Below are 15,501 nucleotides of genomic sequence, written 5' to 3'. Positions count from 1 at the left end.
AGTTCCTTTCTGTCCTCAGGACTTCTTTTCCGTATCGGAGATGTGTGTAATTCCGGCAATTTCCTTTGCCATCTCTTTCTTGGCCTCAATATTGCCCTGCCGCGCGATCATGATTCTCTGCGCTTGTGGAGAGCCTGCACCGTGCAGGGATTCTGTCCGGTAGCCGACAGCTGCCGCGCCGAGGCACATATTTTCCAGGAAGCGGAGAATGCGTTCGCGGTCTTCTGTGGGGATATCGTCCCTCGCAGCGAAGTACTTATTGCAGATTTCCCCGATTGTGGATCCGTCCTTCGCGACGGGCAGATCCGAGTGGAAATCCTTCTCGGAAGGCATGGTAACCATCAGGCCGCCCGCGATGTCCTCCGCCAGACGGACAATCTCATAGGGGAAGCGGGTGACATTCTGTTTGCATACGTTCGCCAGGAGCAGGTCAATCTGATAATTCCCTGCCTTTGTGGGGCAGCCCTCGCAGGAGCAGGCAATGCCGCAGGAGTATAGGGTTTCATTTAAATGGGTCATTTCAATCAGCTTGTCCTTGATGTGGCTTGCCTTCTCGACACCGTTGTATTCGGCGGCGAGAGCTGCGGCACCGATCAGGACGTCGCCGACGCCGACCTTGCATCCGCCGTAGCTCTGGCGGTGATAACCTGCGAAACGTTCAACCAGCATCCCGGCAAATTCATACTCACCGTTCATAAAGATGTACTCGTTCGGGATGAAGACGTGGTCGAGAACAACCAACGCTTCCTGTCCGCCGAACTTTGCGTTGCCGAGGTCGATTGGGCAGTCCTCGAGCTTCCTTGTGTCACAGCTCTGTCTGCCGTAGATCATGTACAGGCCTTCCGCGTCGGTCGGGCAGGCGAAGGAGAGCGCCCAATCCGCGTCCTCCTTCTTCATGGCGATGGTCGGCATGAAGATGTGCCAGTGGGAGTTGATTGAGCCGGTCTGATGGGCTTTCGCACCGCAGACAACGATGCCATCCGGGCGTCTCTCCACCACATGCACGAACATGTCCGGATCTTTTTGCTCATGGGGTGCCTTGCTTCGGTCACCCTTCGGGTCAGTCATGGCACCGTCAACCGTGAGATCGTGCTGCTGGACCATGATCAGGAATTTGCGGAAATTTTCGTGGTAGTGGGTCTTGTATTTCGCATCAATTTCGTAGGTGGTGGAGTAAACTGCGTTGAACGCATCCATGCCGACACAACGCTGGAAGCAGGCTGCAGTCTTCTGGCCGAGCAGGCGCTGCATTTTGACTTTTTTGACAAGATCCTCTGCAGACTGATGGATGTGAGTGAATCGGTTGATTTTATCCCCGGTGAACATGGACGTTGCCGTCATAGTGTCCTCATATTTCGGATCCAGCGCGAGCGCGTAAGTCATGGCGACACTGTTGATGGACGGGCGGATGATCGGATTGTCCACCCAGTTGTCGATCTTTTCCCCGAACATATATACCCGGGTTTTCAGCTTGCGGAGACTTTCGATATATTCTTTTGGCGTCATCAGCATAGTTGTGCCTCCTTTACAAAGGGATTATTTGGTATAGTCATAAAAACCTTTGCCGGATTTTCTTCCGAGCATTCCGGCGGCCATCATCCGTTTCAGGATCGGTGCGGGCTTATAGTAAGGATCCCCATATTCTGCATAGAGGACTTCCATGACGGCGACCTGTACATCGACACCAACCAGGTCAATCAGGGCGAGCGGCCCCATCGGATGGGACCATCCGAACTGCATCGCCGCGTCGATATCTTCCCTGCTGCCGATCCCCAGGTCGTAGGCGTTAGCCGCGGCATTCAGCATCGGGCTGCCGATCCGGTTCGCGATGAATCCCGCGCTGTCCTTGGAGACGATGCAGACCTTCCCAAGCTTTTTACCGAAGGCTTTGATTGTCTCGATGGTTTCTCCTGAGGTCCTGAGTCCCCGGATAATTTCCAGGAGTTTCATGACCGGAACCGGGTTGAAGAAGTGGGTTCCCAGGAATCTCTCCGGATTCTTGATGACTGAACCGATCGAGGAAATCGAGATGGTTGAAGTGTTGCTCGCCAGGATGGCGTCCTCGCGGACGAGATCGGAGAGTTTGCGGAAGACATCCTGCTTGGCTTCCAGCTTTTCGAGAACCGCCTCGATCACGAGATCCGCGTCTGCGCCGTCCGCCATATCCGTGGTATAGCTGGTGCGCGTGAGGCAGGCGGCTTTTTCGGCTTCGGTCATCTTTTCCTTTGCGACGAGCTTTCCCAGACCTTTTTCAATACCTGCCTTTGCCCGGTCGAGCTGTGGGGCAAAGGTATCGCAGATCACCACGTTGAGACCGGCGGTGAGGCAGACCTGGGCGATTCCGCTTCCCATCGTACCGGCACCGACGACCATGACTTTTTTGATTTCCATAGTTTATCCTTCCCGGCTGTCCTGCAGCCTGCTTATTCGATATTTTCGACAACCATAGCCATGCCCTGTCCGCCGCCGATGCAGAGGGAGGCAAGGCCGTACTGGACATGTCTGCGCTTCATTTCGTAGATCAGCGTGGTGAGGAGGCGGGTGCCGCTGTTGGCGAGGGCGTGGCCGAGGGCGATCGCGCCACCGTTGACGTTGACCCGCTCATACATTTCTGTTCCGGGAGCCATGCCGAGAAGGCGGAGGCAGGCGACACTCTGTGCGGCAAATGCCTCGTTCAGCTCGATGAGGCCGATATCCTGGAGGGAAAGCCCGGCTTTTTTGAGTGCTTTCGGGATTGCGTAAGCCGGTCCGATGCCCATGATCCGCGGATCAACGCCGACACTTGAGCTGCTGACGATGCGGACGAGCGGTTTCACCCCTAGTTCGTTTGCCTTGTCCTCGCTCATGACAATGACCGCGGATGCGCCGTCGTTCATGCCGGAGGAATTGCCGGCGGTTACCGTTCCGGTTCCGTCAAATTTGAAACACGGCTTGAGTTTCGCCAGCTTTTCCAGGGTTGTCTCCGGACGCGGATGCTCGTCGGTATCGAAGATAAAGCTGCTCTTCTTGAGCTTGACCTCGACCGGAACGATCTCATCCTTGAACTTTCCGGCATCCATGGCGGTCTTGGCTTTGTGCTGGCTGTCCAGGGCGAATTCGTCCTGTGCTTCGCGGCTGATGTCGTACTTGGCGGCAACATTCTCTGCGGTGAGTCCCATATTGAGGTGCGGGTAGAGTTCCGGCGGCTGAACCATGGTCACGCCGTGGTTGAAGGTATCGTAGAGAATCGAGTCGCCGATCCGGAATCCCTCATACCGGGCAGACGGCGGCAGGTAATAGGTGAGGCGGGACATGGTCTCGACACCGCCCGCGGCGATGATGTCGGCTTCCTCCGCCTGTATCTCGTACATGGCGCTGACGACCGCCTGCAAGGATGACGCACATTGGCGATCAACCGTGTAGGCGGGGACTTCCTCCGGGACACCGGCGATCAGGGCGGCGCAGCGGGATACGTTCGGCGTATAGCCGTACACATCGCCCATGACGACCTGTTCCAGCTGGTCCAGCCTGATGCCGGAGCGCTTCGCGGCTTCTTTGATGACATCGGCGCCAAGCGTCTGCGCTTCCACGGTCTTCAAGCTTCCAAGATAGGCGCCGACGGCAGTTCTTGCGGCAGATGTAATAACGCATTTTCTCATGAATGATTTCCTCCTTGCTGGTTGGATTTAATGGCTGCTTTGCGGCCGCTGGAAAATAGGTCAGCAGTCATGAAAGTCAGGCTTGCGCTTCTCAAGAAAGGCGGAAACACCTTCCTGGATGTCCTCCGTCATGAAGGCATCCTGCCAGTACTCAGCCTCCAGACTGATGCCCTCCCTGTCCGTGGTTCCGATCCCCTCGGTGATTGCCGTCTTGGCCAGGGCGAGGATCGGGACGGAGAAGCTTGCGATCTGTCCGGCGATTTCCTTCGCCTTCTTAAGTGCTTCCCCCTTCGGCGTCACATAGTTGAGGTATCCGGCCTCATACGCCCGCTCCGAGGAAATGGGCTTCCCGGTGAAGATCATCTCCTTGGTAAGAGCCGGTCCTGCGATTTTCGTCATTCGCTGGGTTCCTCCGCCTCCGGGGAACAGCCCGAGGGCGATTTCGGGGAATCCGAACCGGCTGTCCGTATCAGCCACCCGCAGGTCGCAGACCAGAGAAAGTTCCATGCCGGCGCCGAGGCAGTACCCGCGGATTGCGGCGATTGTCGGCTTATTCATCGTCCGGATGTAATCCCAGACCTCATAGATGGTTCTTGCGTAGCCGTAGGCGGCGCCGGGTTTCCCGATCATGTCGGGAAATCCCTTGATATTTGCTCCGGCCATGAAGGCTTTCTCTCCGGAACCGGTGAAGATCACTGCGGCGATCGTCGGATCCTCATTGGCTTTCCGGGCGCACGCATATAATCCGTCCCGCACCGCATCGGTCAGAACATTTACGGGGGGATTCTGAATGGTGATGATGGCAACACGTCCCTCGACGGACAGGGTGACAGCTTCGGTTGGATTCATAGGGGTATCTCCTTTCTTTGTTCTGCCCATATAAAAAACAAGAACCGTGCCAAACTATCCAAGATAAAGAAAAAATAGACAGAACAGGAGAATAAAAGCACGGAAAATCAGCCATTATGACAACAACAAAATTTTATTAAGAAGAAAAATCGAAAATATTGACAAAACATTCCGAAAAAATACGGTGTATAATGTTGTAGCAATGAATGACTTCTTTTGACAGAATGATACAAAATTAAACACAAATTGTATATATAGTATGATAAAATAAAAATACTTCGTTGAAAATGCAAGTATTTTTATATTTTTCACGGTTTTAAGAAAGGCAGTATCCTTATGACAGAAAGAAATCTACAGCAGGAGGAAATCAAACAGGGATGGAAGGATTTTATCTGTGGAAGACCGGTTAACGGGAAGGTTCGTACGGAAGTCCTTGCTTCCTGGAAGCGCTGCCGTAATCTTGGGGTGGATCCGCTGCTGGTTGTGCCGGAGAGGCTTATCGACACAGAGGAGATCCACCGAAGAATGGAGAGGAACGAGGAGATGCTTGAAGTTGCCGTCCCCGCGGTGGAGTATCTGTACCAATTCCTTCGGGATGCAAGCCTGTTTGTCTCGATCAGCGATGTGGACGGCTATCTTCTCAATGTGCAGGGGGATACAACGGCGATTGATCCGGAGAACGAGATCCTCTATACCTGCTGGAGTGAGCAGAAGATGGGCAACAACCCGATCGGCACGACGCTCTACAGCGGGAAGCCGCTCCAGGTTTCCGGCTATGAGCATTACTGCCGGTTCCCGCATCATTTCAGCGGGGCAGGCACGCCGATTCATGACCCTGATGGGAAGATCATCGGGGCGATTTCCATTACGCATGTCACGAAAAATCCGCATCCTCATACTTTGGCGATGATCGTTATGACGGCTTATTCCATTGAATTGGAATTAAAGGAGAGACTGTATGCCAGAAAGCTGGCTGCTGTGAACGAGCATCTGAGCGGTGTGCTTGATTTTATGTCAGAGTGTCTCCTGGTGCTTGATCACACTGGCGAGATTTCGATGGTGAACAGGGCATTTCTGGAACAGTTCCACATGAAGGAGGAGGAACTGATTCACAGGGATATCCGGAAATTTTTGAAAGATCCGGAGGTAGTCCGGCAAATTCTGGACAAGAAGCGGTTCACTGATGAGATGACCGGTTTTCTCGCGCCGACGGGGATGGCTTCCTGTACGGTCACGCACAGCCCGGTGATTTTGGGGAATGAGTATGATTCGATCCTGATCCTGAGTCCTATGGCACGCGTGCGGAAGCTGGCGGATAAGATCCGCAATCCGCAGGCTAAATTTACGTTCGATAATATCGTGGCAAGGGCGGATGCGTCGAGAAAGATATTTGAGAGCGCGCAGAAGATCGCTGAGACAGATTCCAATGTTCTCCTGCTTGGCGAGAGCGGAACCGGCAAGGATGTATTTGCGCAGGCGATTCACAATGCGAGCTCCCGGCGGAACGGTCCATTTGTTCCGATCAACTGCGGGGCAATTCAGAAGGAACTGATCGCCAGCGAGCTGTTTGGCTATGAGGAAGGGGCATTTACCGGAGCCAGGAAGGGCGGTTCTATCGGCAAGCTGGAGGCTGCCAACGGAGGAACGATTTTTCTTGACGAGATTGGCGAGATGCCGCTGGATCTTCAACCTTTGCTCCTCAGGGCGATTGAACAGCGGATGATCACGAGGATCGGCGGAAAAACCTTTATTCCGCTCAATGTGCGGATTATCGCGGCGACCAACCGTGACCTGTACCAGGAGGTGCAGGAGGGGAGGTTCAGACAGGACCTTTATTACCGCCTGGATGTGTTCTCACTCCGGATTCCGCCGCTCAGGGAGCGAAGTCAGGATATTCCAATGCTGGTGAAGAGTTTTCTCAGGCAGATGAACGAAAAGTATGGGAAGATGGTCGCCGGTTTTTCAAGCGGAGCCATGGAATTCCTGCTGTCTTATTCCTGGCCGGGCAATGTTCGGGAGCTCCAGAACTGTGTTGAGCGCTGCGTTGCCCTCTCCGAAGGGAGGACGATCACGGAGGAGCTTCTTCCGCCGAACCTTCGGGGAGATGAACGGCGGGAGATTGTGCTTCCCGGGGGAAAGCGAAGTGCCGGCTCCGGGAAAGCGGAGGATTATGGCAGACGGGAATCCCGCGAGCGGAGTGAACGGGAAGAAATGGACACACCCTTATCCCGGGAGGAGATGGAGAAGGCCGATCTTCTCCGGGTACTTCGGCAGAGCCGGTGGAACATTACGCTCGCGAGCGAGATGCTGGGAATCACTCGCGCAACCGTCTACCGCAGGATCAAACGGTATCATCTGGACCGCGGAAAAAGATGAGCTAACCGCGATAGTGCATACGGCAGGCATACAATACAGAAAAAAGGCCAGGCGCGATCTCCATTTTTAGGAAATCGCGCCTGGCCTTTTTCTGCAGGAGTTGGTTCACTTTTTGGTTTTCTTCGCTTTCGCGTCATTGGCCTCGATATTGGCTTCCGCCCTCGATGCCGCCCGTCCGAGCCTTCTGGCGATCCGTGCCCGGATGCCCTTCGGCTGTTCCACCGGGTTCAAGCCGCCGCGCGCGCTGCGCACCTCGGAGATGTAAATGCCGCTGACCATGACCTTGGCCTCCGCCTTGACCGGCAGCTGCTGGTAAACTCTGGCGTCTGCCACAAAATTGATGATTCGCGGCCCGATCTTCGCCTTGACGATCGGAACCTTGGAGCGCCTGCCGTACCAGGGGGTCTGCTCCCAGACTTCCTTCGGAAGGCCGGCATCCTTCAGCTTCATCATCTTTTTATCGATGACCAGGATGGTCGCCAGCTGTTTTGTGGCATCCAGCATCTCCTGCTGTTCGGCCTGCAGTTTCTGCATCTTGTTGCCGTAACGGTAGAGGAGAACCAGTGCGATGATCAGGATGACAAGAATGACCAGAAGGACAATTTGAAGTGTGCTCATCGTTACCTCCGCGCTGTGCAGTTTTCCGGAATTTCCCGCCGGGCGGACCGGATTTCTTGGATAAATCATACGGAGATAAATTATACCATTCGGCAAAATGAAAGGCAAGAACTTCTTTGAAAATGTTGTTGACATCTTGAAATGCCTTTGATATTATGAAAGATGCTCTATTGTGGAAACTTGGGCTTAATAGGTGAAGTATGCCCAAAAATCAAGCAGACGAAAGATACAGGGGTGAAACGTCTAATGGAAAAATGCAGAATGCATCCGGTGAAATCTGGTAAGGGAACAAGGATGACCTTTGCAAGACACGAAGAAGTTCTGAATATTCCGAATCTGATTGATATTCAGAAGGATTCCTACAACTGGTTCCTCAAAGAGGGCCTGAAGGAAGCCTTTGACGATATCTCTCCGATCACGGACTATCAGCAGAATTTCAGCCTTCGCTTTGAAAGTTTCAGACTCTGCACCGATGATATCAAGTACAGCATCGAGGAGTGCAAGGCACGTGACGCGACATACGCTGCGCCCCTGAAGGTCAAGGTCAGCCTGGCCAGCGGCAAGGGAGAAGATGCCGAGGTCAGGGAGGACGAGATCTTTATGGGGGATCTCCCGCTGATGACCGATACCGGTTCCTTCGTCATCAACGGCGCGGAGCGTGTTATCGTCAGCCAGCTGGTGCGTTCCCCCGGTATCTATTACGATATTCAGAAGGATAAGAGCGGGGTGGAGCTCTACAGCTGCCAGGTCATCCCGATCCGCGGCGCGTGGCTCGAGTATGAGACGGACGCCAATGAGGTCTTCTATGTCCGCGTGGACCGCACGAGAAAGGTTCCGGTGACGGTGCTCATCCGTGCCCTCGGTGTCGGCACCGACCAGGAGATCATTGACCTCTTCGGCGACGAGATCAAGCTGGAGAAGAGCTTCGAGAAGGAGAAGGACTCCGAGCACACCTATCTCGGCGGCCTGAAAGCCCTGTACACCAAGATTCGTCCCGGCGAGCCGGTTTCCCAGGAGAATGCCGAATCACTGCTGAACACGATGTTCTTCAACGCGCAGCATTATGACCTGGCGAAGGTCGGCCGCTATAAATTCAACAAGAAGCTGAATTTCCGCACCCGCATCGCCGGCCATACCCTGGCGGAGGACGCTGTGGATAAGGAGACGGGGGAGATCCTCGCTGCCGCCGGCACGGTGCTTGACCGTGACACCGCGGAGATGCTCCAGGATTCCGGCGTCGAGTATGTCTGGATCCAGGGCGAGAGGAAGAACTACAAAGTTCTCTCCAATATGATGGTCAACCTTGCGAAATATGTGGATTTTGACCCCGCGGAGCTGGGCATCCGGGAGAAGGTTTACTATCCGGTTCTCCGGGAGATCCTTGCCGAGGCTGAGGCTGACGATTCCAAGGATCTGAAAAAGCTGATCCGGGACAGGATTCACGACCTGATTCCGAAGTACATCACGAAGGAGGATATTTTCGCCTCCATCAACTATAATATGCACCTTGAGGGCGGTATCGGCTTTACCGATGATATCGACCACCTGGGCAACCGCCGCATCCGCTCTGTCGGCGAGCTTCTGCAGAACCAGTACCGGATCGGCCTGACCCGTATGGAGAGAACTGTCCGGGAGAGAATGACCACCCAGGATAAAGACAAGGTGACGGCGCAGAGTCTGATCAATATCAAGCCGGTCACCGCGGCGGTGAAGGAGTTCTTCGGAAGCTCCCAGCTGTCCCAGTTCATGGACCAGAACAACCCGCTGTCCGAGCTGACCCACAAGAGGCGTCTCTCCGCCCTCGGCCCCGGCGGCCTTTCCAGAGACCGTGCCGGATTCGAGGTTCGCGATGTCCACTATACGCACTATGGCCGCATGTGCCCGATCGAGACCCCCGAAGGCCCGAACATCGGACTGATCAACTCCCTGGCGACATTTGCCAAGGTGAATGAATACGGCTTTATCGAGGCACCGTACCGCAAGGTGGACAAGACAGACCGGAAGAATCCGCGCGTCACGGACGAGGTGGTTTATCTCACCGCCGATGAGGAGGATGAGTTTGTCGTTGCTCAGGCAAATGAGCCGCTGACCGACGAGGGGTATTTCGAGAACCGCACGGTATCCGGGCGTTTCCGCGAGGAGACGTCCTCCTACGACCGCTCCCGGGTTGACCTCATGGACGTATCCCCGAAGATGGTCTTCTCTGTCGCGACGGCCATGATCCCGTTCCTGCAGAACGATGACGCGAACCGCGCCCTGATGGGATCCAACATGCAGAGACAGGCGGTTCCGCTGCTGACCACCGAGCGGTGCGCGGTCAGCACGGGAATCGACGCCAAGGCGGCGGTGGACTCCGGCGTCTGCGTCGTGGCGAAGAACGCCGGTGTCGTGGAAATGTCCGCGTCCAACGAAATCCGCGTCCGCAGGGACTCTGACGGTGCGATCGATGATTATCACCTGACCAAGTTCATGCGCAGCAACCAGTCGAACTGCTACAATCAGAAGCCGATCGTCGATAAGGGCGAGCACGTGGAGGCCGGCGATGTGATTGCCGACGGCCCGTCCACCTGCAACGGCGAGATTGCCCTGGGCAAGAACCCGCTGATCGGGTTCTCCACCTGGGAGGGGTACAACTACGAGGATGCCGTCCTGATCAGCGAGCGCCTGGTCAGGGATGATGTCTACACCTCTGTCCATATCGAGGAATACGAGGCAGAGTCCCGCGATACCAAGCTGGGACCGGAGGAGATTACCAGGGATGTTCCGGGCGTCGGCGATGATGCCCTGAAGGATCTGGACGAGCGCGGCATCATCCGCATCGGTGCCGAGGTCCGCGCAGGAGATATCCTTGTCGGCAAGGTCACCCCGAAGGGGGAGACCGAGCTGACCGCCGAGGAACGGCTGCTCCGGGCGATCTTCGGCGAGAAGGCCCGCGAGGTCCGCGATACCTCCCTCAAGGTTCCGCACGGCGCGTACGGAATTGTCGTTTCCGCCAAGGTATTTCTCCGGTCGAACGGCGATGAGCTTCCGCCGGGGGTAAATGAATCTGTCCGCATCTATATTGCCCAGAAGAGAAAGATTTCCGTCGGCGATAAGATGGCTGGACGCCACGGCAACAAGGGTTGCGTTTCCCGCATCCTGCCGGTTGAGGATATGCCATTCCTGCCCAACGGCCGTCCGCTGGATATCGTGCTGAATCCTCTGGGCGTGCCGTCACGAATGAACATCGGGCAGATCCTGGAGATCCACCTTTCCCTGGCGGCAAAGGTTCTGGGGATTGATGTGGCCACCCCGATTTTCGACGGTGCCTCCGATACCGAGATCGGCGATCTCCTCGAGATGGCCAATGATTACGTGAATACAAGCTGGGAAGATTTCCAGGAAAAATATAAGGACCGTGTGCTTCCTGAGGTGATGGATTACCTCGGCAGCCATCTGGAGCACAGAAAGCTCTGGAAGGGCGTCCCGATCAGCCGTGACGGAAAGGTACTGCTCCGCGACGGCCGCTCCGGCGAGTATTTTGACGCGCCGGTAACCATCGGGCACATGAACTACCTGAAGCTGCACCACCTGGTCGACGATAAGATCCACGCGCGCTCCACCGGCCCATACTCCCTTGTTACGCAGCAGCCTCTGGGCGGCAAGGCCCAGTTCGGCGGCCAGCGTTTCGGAGAGATGGAGGTCTGGGCCCTTGAGGCTTACGGTGCCGCCTACACCCTGCAGGAGATCATCACCGTCAAGTCGGACGATGTGGTCGGCCGTGTGAAGACCTACGAGGCCATCATCAAGGGCGAGAACATCCCGGAGGCCGGCGTTCCGGAGTCCTTCAAGGTACTTCTCAAGGAAATGCAGGCGCTTGCGCTTGATGTGAAGGTTCTGGACGAGGATGGCAACGAGGTCGATATGTCCGAGAATATCGACGAGCCTGAGACCAGCTTCCGCTCTGTCCTGGAGAGCGACCAGAAGCGCTACAGGCAGAGCGACGAGGCCTTCGGCAGCTACGGCTACCAGGAACAGGAGTGGAAGAACGGCCAGCTGGAAAATGTCGATGACGCTGACGCTGACCGGGAGCCGACGGATAGCGATCTCGCCGAGGCGGACACCTACAGCGAGGATGACGGCTATGCCGATGACGATTCCAGCCTGGATTCGGATGATCTGGGCGGTATGGACGGGTACGTCGGCGGTTCCGACGACAGCAATCCGGATAATGAGTGATAGAAGGGAGTACGTTTCATGGCAGAGACAACAAGCACATCTTACAAGCCGCTCACATTTGATTCCATCCAGATCAAACTGGCGTCTCCCGAGCGTATCCTGGAGTGGTCCCACGGCGAGGTGAAGAAGCCGGAGACCATCAATTACCGGACGCTCAAGCCGGAGAAGGACGGCCTGTTCTGTGAGAGAATTTTCGGCCCGACAAAGGACTGGGAGTGCCACTGCGGCAAATATAAGAAGATCCGCTATAAGGGCGTCATCTGCGACCGCTGCGGCGTTGAGGTAACCAAATCCAGCGTCCGCCGTGAGCGCATGGGGCACATCAAGCTCGCGGCACCGGTATCCCATATCTGGTATTTCAAGGGAATCCCGAGCCGTATGGGAACGATCCTGGACATTTCCCCGAGGATCCTGGAGAAGGTTCTCTACTTTGCCTCCTACATCGTCCTCGATCCGGGCAACAGCGGCCTGGAATACAAGCAGGTGCTTTCCGAGGCGGAGTACCGCACGAAGATCGCCGAGATGGACGATCCGGGCACCTTCCGTGTCGGCATGGGCGCCGAGGCGGTTCTGGAGCTTCTGCAGGCGATCGACCTTGAGAAGGACTCCAAAGAGCTTAAGGCAGAGCTGGAGACCGCAACCGGGCAGAAGCGGGCGAAGATCATCAAGCGCCTCGAGGTTGTGGAGGCGTTCCGGAAGTCCGGAAATAAGCCGGAGTGGATGATCCTGACGGTTGTCCCGGTCATCCCGCCGGATATCCGCCCAATGGTCCAGCTGGACGGCGGCCGTTTCGCCACCTCCGACCTGAACGACCTGTATCGCAGGATTATCAACAGAAATAACCGTCTGGCGCGCCTGCTTGAGCTGGGCGCCCCGGATATCATCGTGAGAAACGAGAAGCGGATGCTGCAGGAGGCTGTCGATGCCCTGATCGATAATGGCCGCCGCGGCAGGCCGGTGACCGGCCCGGGCAACCGCGCGCTCAAGTCGCTCTCGGATATGCTGAAGGGCAAGCAGGGCCGCTTCCGCCAGAACCTTCTGGGCAAGCGTGTCGACTATTCCGGCCGTTCCGTAATTGTTGTCGGCCCCGAGATGAAGATTTACCAGTGCGGCCTTCCGAAGGAAATGGCGGTCGAGCTGTTCAAGCCGTTCGTCATGAAGGAGCTGGTGGCCAACGGGTCCGCACACAACATCAAGAATGCCAAGAAGATGGTTGAGCGCCTGGAAGCCCCGGTGTGGGATGTCCTCGACGATGTCATCAAGGAGCACCCGGTTATGCTGAACCGCGCGCCTACACTGCACAGGCTGGGCATCCAGGCATTTGAGCCCGTGCTCGTTGAGGGCCACGCGATCCGCCTGCATCCGCTTGTCTGCACGGCCTTCAACGCGGACTTCGACGGCGACCAGATGGCTGTCCATCTGCCGCTCTCTGTGGAAGCCCAGGCAGAGTGCCGCTTTATGCTGCTCTCCCCGAACAACCTGTTGAAGCCTTCTGACGGCGGCCCGGTTGCGGTGCCGTCCCAGGATATGGTTCTGGGTATCTACTACCTGACCCAGGAGAGGCCGGGCTCCAAGGGGGAAGGCATGATCTTCAAGAGCATCAACGAGGCCGCTCTTGCTTTTGAAAATGGCTATGTGAAGCTCCAGTCGAAGGTCAAGGTGAGACTGCAGAAGAAGAGGCCGGACGGCACGGTTCTCCAGCAGACGGTGGAGTCCACGGTCGGGCGTTTCCTCTTCAATGAGATCATCCCGCAGGATCTCGGCTTTGTTGACCGCACGGTTCCGGGCAATGAGCTTGCCCTCGAGGTAGACCAGCTGGTTGACAAGAAGATGCTGAAGAAGATTCTGGAGAAGGTCATCAATGTTCACGGCCCGATCCAGACAGCAATCACCCTGGATGACATCAAGGCGATGGGTTATCACTATTCCACCCGCTCCGGAATCACGGTCTCCATGGCCGACATCACGGTTCCGGCGGAGAAGAAGCAGATCCTGGACGATGCCCAGGCTGTTGTGGATAAGATCGCGAAGAACTACCGCCACGGTATGATTACCGACAATGAGCGGTACAAGGAAGTTATCGAGACCTGGAAGAGCGCGGACGAGAAGCTGACTAAGGTCCTGCTCGATGGCCTGGATCAGTACAACAATATTTCCATGATGGCGAAGTCCGGTGCCCGTGGTTCGGATAAGCAGATCAAGCAGCTGGCCGCGATGCGCGGACTGATGGCTGATACCCAGGGCCACACGATCGAGCTGCCGATCCGCTCGAATTTCCGCGAGGGCCTTGACGTACTGGAGTACTTCATTTCCGCCCACGGCGCCCGCAAGGGCCTGTCCGATACGGCGCTGCGTACCGCGGACTCCGGTTACCTGACCAGGCGTCTGGTTGACGTCTCCCATGACCTGGTGATCCGTGAGGATGACTGCTGCGCCGGGAAGGATAAGATCCCGTATATGGAGATCCGGGCGTTCATGCACGGCAACGAGGTAACCGAGAGCCTTCAGGAGAGAATGACCGGCCGCTTCATCGCGGAGGATATTGTGGATCCGGACACGGGCGAGACAATCATCACCGCCAACCACATGGTGACGCCGTCCAGAGCCGAGAGGATCATGGCTGTGCTGAAGAAGCAGGGGCGCGATTCCGTGAAGATCCGCACGGTGCTTACCTGCCGTTCGCACAGCGGCGTCTGCGCGAAATGTTACGGGGCCAACATGGCTTCCGGCCAGCCGGTTCATGTTGGTGAGGCGGTCGGTATCATCGCCGCGCAGTCGATCGGCGAGCCGGGCACACAGCTGACCATGAGAACCTTCCATGCCGGTGGTGTTGCCGGAAGCGATATCACACAGGGTCTTCCCCGTGTCGAGGAGCTTTTCGAGGCGCGCAAGCCGAAGGGCCTTGCCACCATCGCGGAGAAGGGCGGCGTGGTTACCCTCAAGGACTCCAAGAAGAAGCGCGAGGTTCTGGTGACAGATAATGAGGCCGGCGAGACCAAGACGTATGTCATCCCGTTCAATGCCAAACTTCTGGTGCAGGACGGCGAGACCATCGAGGCGGGCACTCCGCTCACCGAAGGAAGCCTTAACCCGCACGACATCATGAGGATCCGCGGTGTCCGTGACGTCCAGGATTATATCCTGAAGGAAGTCCAGCGTGTATACCGCCTACAGGGTGTGGAAATCAACGATAAGCATATTGAGATGATCATCCACCAGATGCTGAAGAAAGTCCGCATCGACGATCCGGGCGATTCCGATGCACTTCCGGGCAGCAATATGGAGTACCTGCGGTTCGAGGAGATGAATGAGGAGCTGGAGGCACAGGGAAAGAAACCGGCCACCGGCGAGCGCACGATTCTCGGAATCACTAAGGCCTCTCTGGCGACAGAGTCCTTCATGTCCGCGGCTTCCTTCCAGGAGACCACAAAGATCCTGACCGAGGCGGCGATCTACGGCAAGACCGACAAGCTGGTCGGCCTGAAGGAGAACGTCATCATCGGTAAACTCATTCCGGCAGGTACCGGGATGAAGCGCTACCGTTCGCTGGCTCTGAATACCAAGATGCCGGAGCGGGAAGTTCCGGAACAGGATGACGCGGAGTTCGATCCGCAGCCCGCGCCGGCACCGCAGGCCGTGAACAGTTTTGAGGACAGCACGGACGCGCCGGAGGACGGCGGCCAGGAAGACTGATCCTGATTTCCGTGAGCTACGCTTCTGAACAGGGAAGGGAACAAGACAATTTGTGAGAACTGTTCAGAACCCTGAATGTGCTGAACAGGAATAATCAGTGTCCTGCAGG

The 15,501-nt window shown here is 56.4% G+C and carries 8 protein-coding genes; 3 read left to right on the top strand and 5 right to left on the bottom strand.

Annotated features, from left to right (window positions below; all coding sequences use genetic code 11):
- Positions 1 to 15: 15 nt before the first annotated feature.
- Genes ISF27_RS10970 through ISF27_RS10955 form a run of 4 tightly spaced genes read right to left on the bottom strand, consistent with a single transcriptional unit; the run spans position 16 to position 4,487 of the window.
- A complete protein-coding gene (locus tag ISF27_RS10970) occupies positions 16 to 1,512 on the bottom strand; it encodes a 4-hydroxyphenylacetate 3-hydroxylase family protein (protein WP_194611514.1) in 1,497 nt (498 codons plus the stop codon).
- 24 nt (positions 1,513 to 1,536) lie between these two features.
- Positions 1,537 to 2,385: a 3-hydroxyacyl-CoA dehydrogenase family protein gene (locus ISF27_RS10965; protein WP_456236840.1), complete on the bottom strand. Its 849-nt coding sequence runs from the start codon at positions 2,383 to 2,385 to the stop codon at positions 1,537 to 1,539.
- 38 nt (positions 2,386 to 2,423) lie between these two features.
- On the bottom strand, positions 2,424 to 3,638 hold the full coding sequence (locus ISF27_RS10960; RefSeq protein WP_194611512.1) for a thiolase family protein: 1,215 nt from the start codon (positions 3,636 to 3,638) through the stop codon (positions 2,424 to 2,426).
- Positions 3,639 to 3,698: 60 nt separating this feature from the next.
- Positions 3,699 to 4,487: an enoyl-CoA hydratase/isomerase family protein gene (locus tag ISF27_RS10955; protein WP_194611511.1), complete on the bottom strand. Its 789-nt coding sequence runs from the start codon at positions 4,485 to 4,487 to the stop codon at positions 3,699 to 3,701.
- 336 nt (positions 4,488 to 4,823) lie between these two features.
- Between ISF27_RS10955 and ISF27_RS10950 the strand changes: the two genes are divergently transcribed.
- On the top strand, positions 4,824 to 6,863 hold the full coding sequence (locus ISF27_RS10950; protein ID WP_194611510.1) for a sigma-54-dependent Fis family transcriptional regulator: 2,040 nt from the start codon (positions 4,824 to 4,826) through the stop codon (positions 6,861 to 6,863).
- 105 nt (positions 6,864 to 6,968) lie between these two features.
- Here the strand turns inward: ISF27_RS10950 and ISF27_RS10945 are convergent, their stop codons facing one another.
- Entirely contained in the window at positions 6,969 to 7,481 is a 513-nt protein-coding gene (locus ISF27_RS10945) for a hypothetical protein (RefSeq protein ID WP_194611509.1), read from the bottom strand.
- Between the two features lie 246 nt (positions 7,482 to 7,727).
- On the opposite strand from ISF27_RS10945, the gene rpoB reads away from it, so the two are divergent.
- Positions 7,728 to 11,699: a DNA-directed RNA polymerase subunit beta gene (rpoB, locus tag ISF27_RS10940; RefSeq protein WP_194611508.1), complete on the top strand. Its 3,972-nt coding sequence runs from the start codon at positions 7,728 to 7,730 to the stop codon at positions 11,697 to 11,699.
- Between the two features lie 18 nt (positions 11,700 to 11,717).
- Positions 11,718 to 15,392 carry a DNA-directed RNA polymerase subunit beta' gene (gene rpoC / locus ISF27_RS10935; protein ID WP_194611507.1) on the top strand — a complete coding sequence of 1,225 codons (3,675 nt, stop codon included), beginning with the start codon at positions 11,718 to 11,720 and terminating at the stop codon, positions 15,390 to 15,392.
- The last annotated feature ends 109 nt before the right edge of the window (positions 15,393 to 15,501 follow it).

The organism is Clostridium vitabionis, assembly GCF_015351765.1.
GTDB lineage: Bacteria > Bacillota > Clostridia > Lachnospirales > Lachnospiraceae > Clostridium_R > Clostridium_R vitabionis.
Note: the sequence above shows the minus strand (reverse complement) of the source record. Positions and strands in the feature narration are given on the sequence as shown.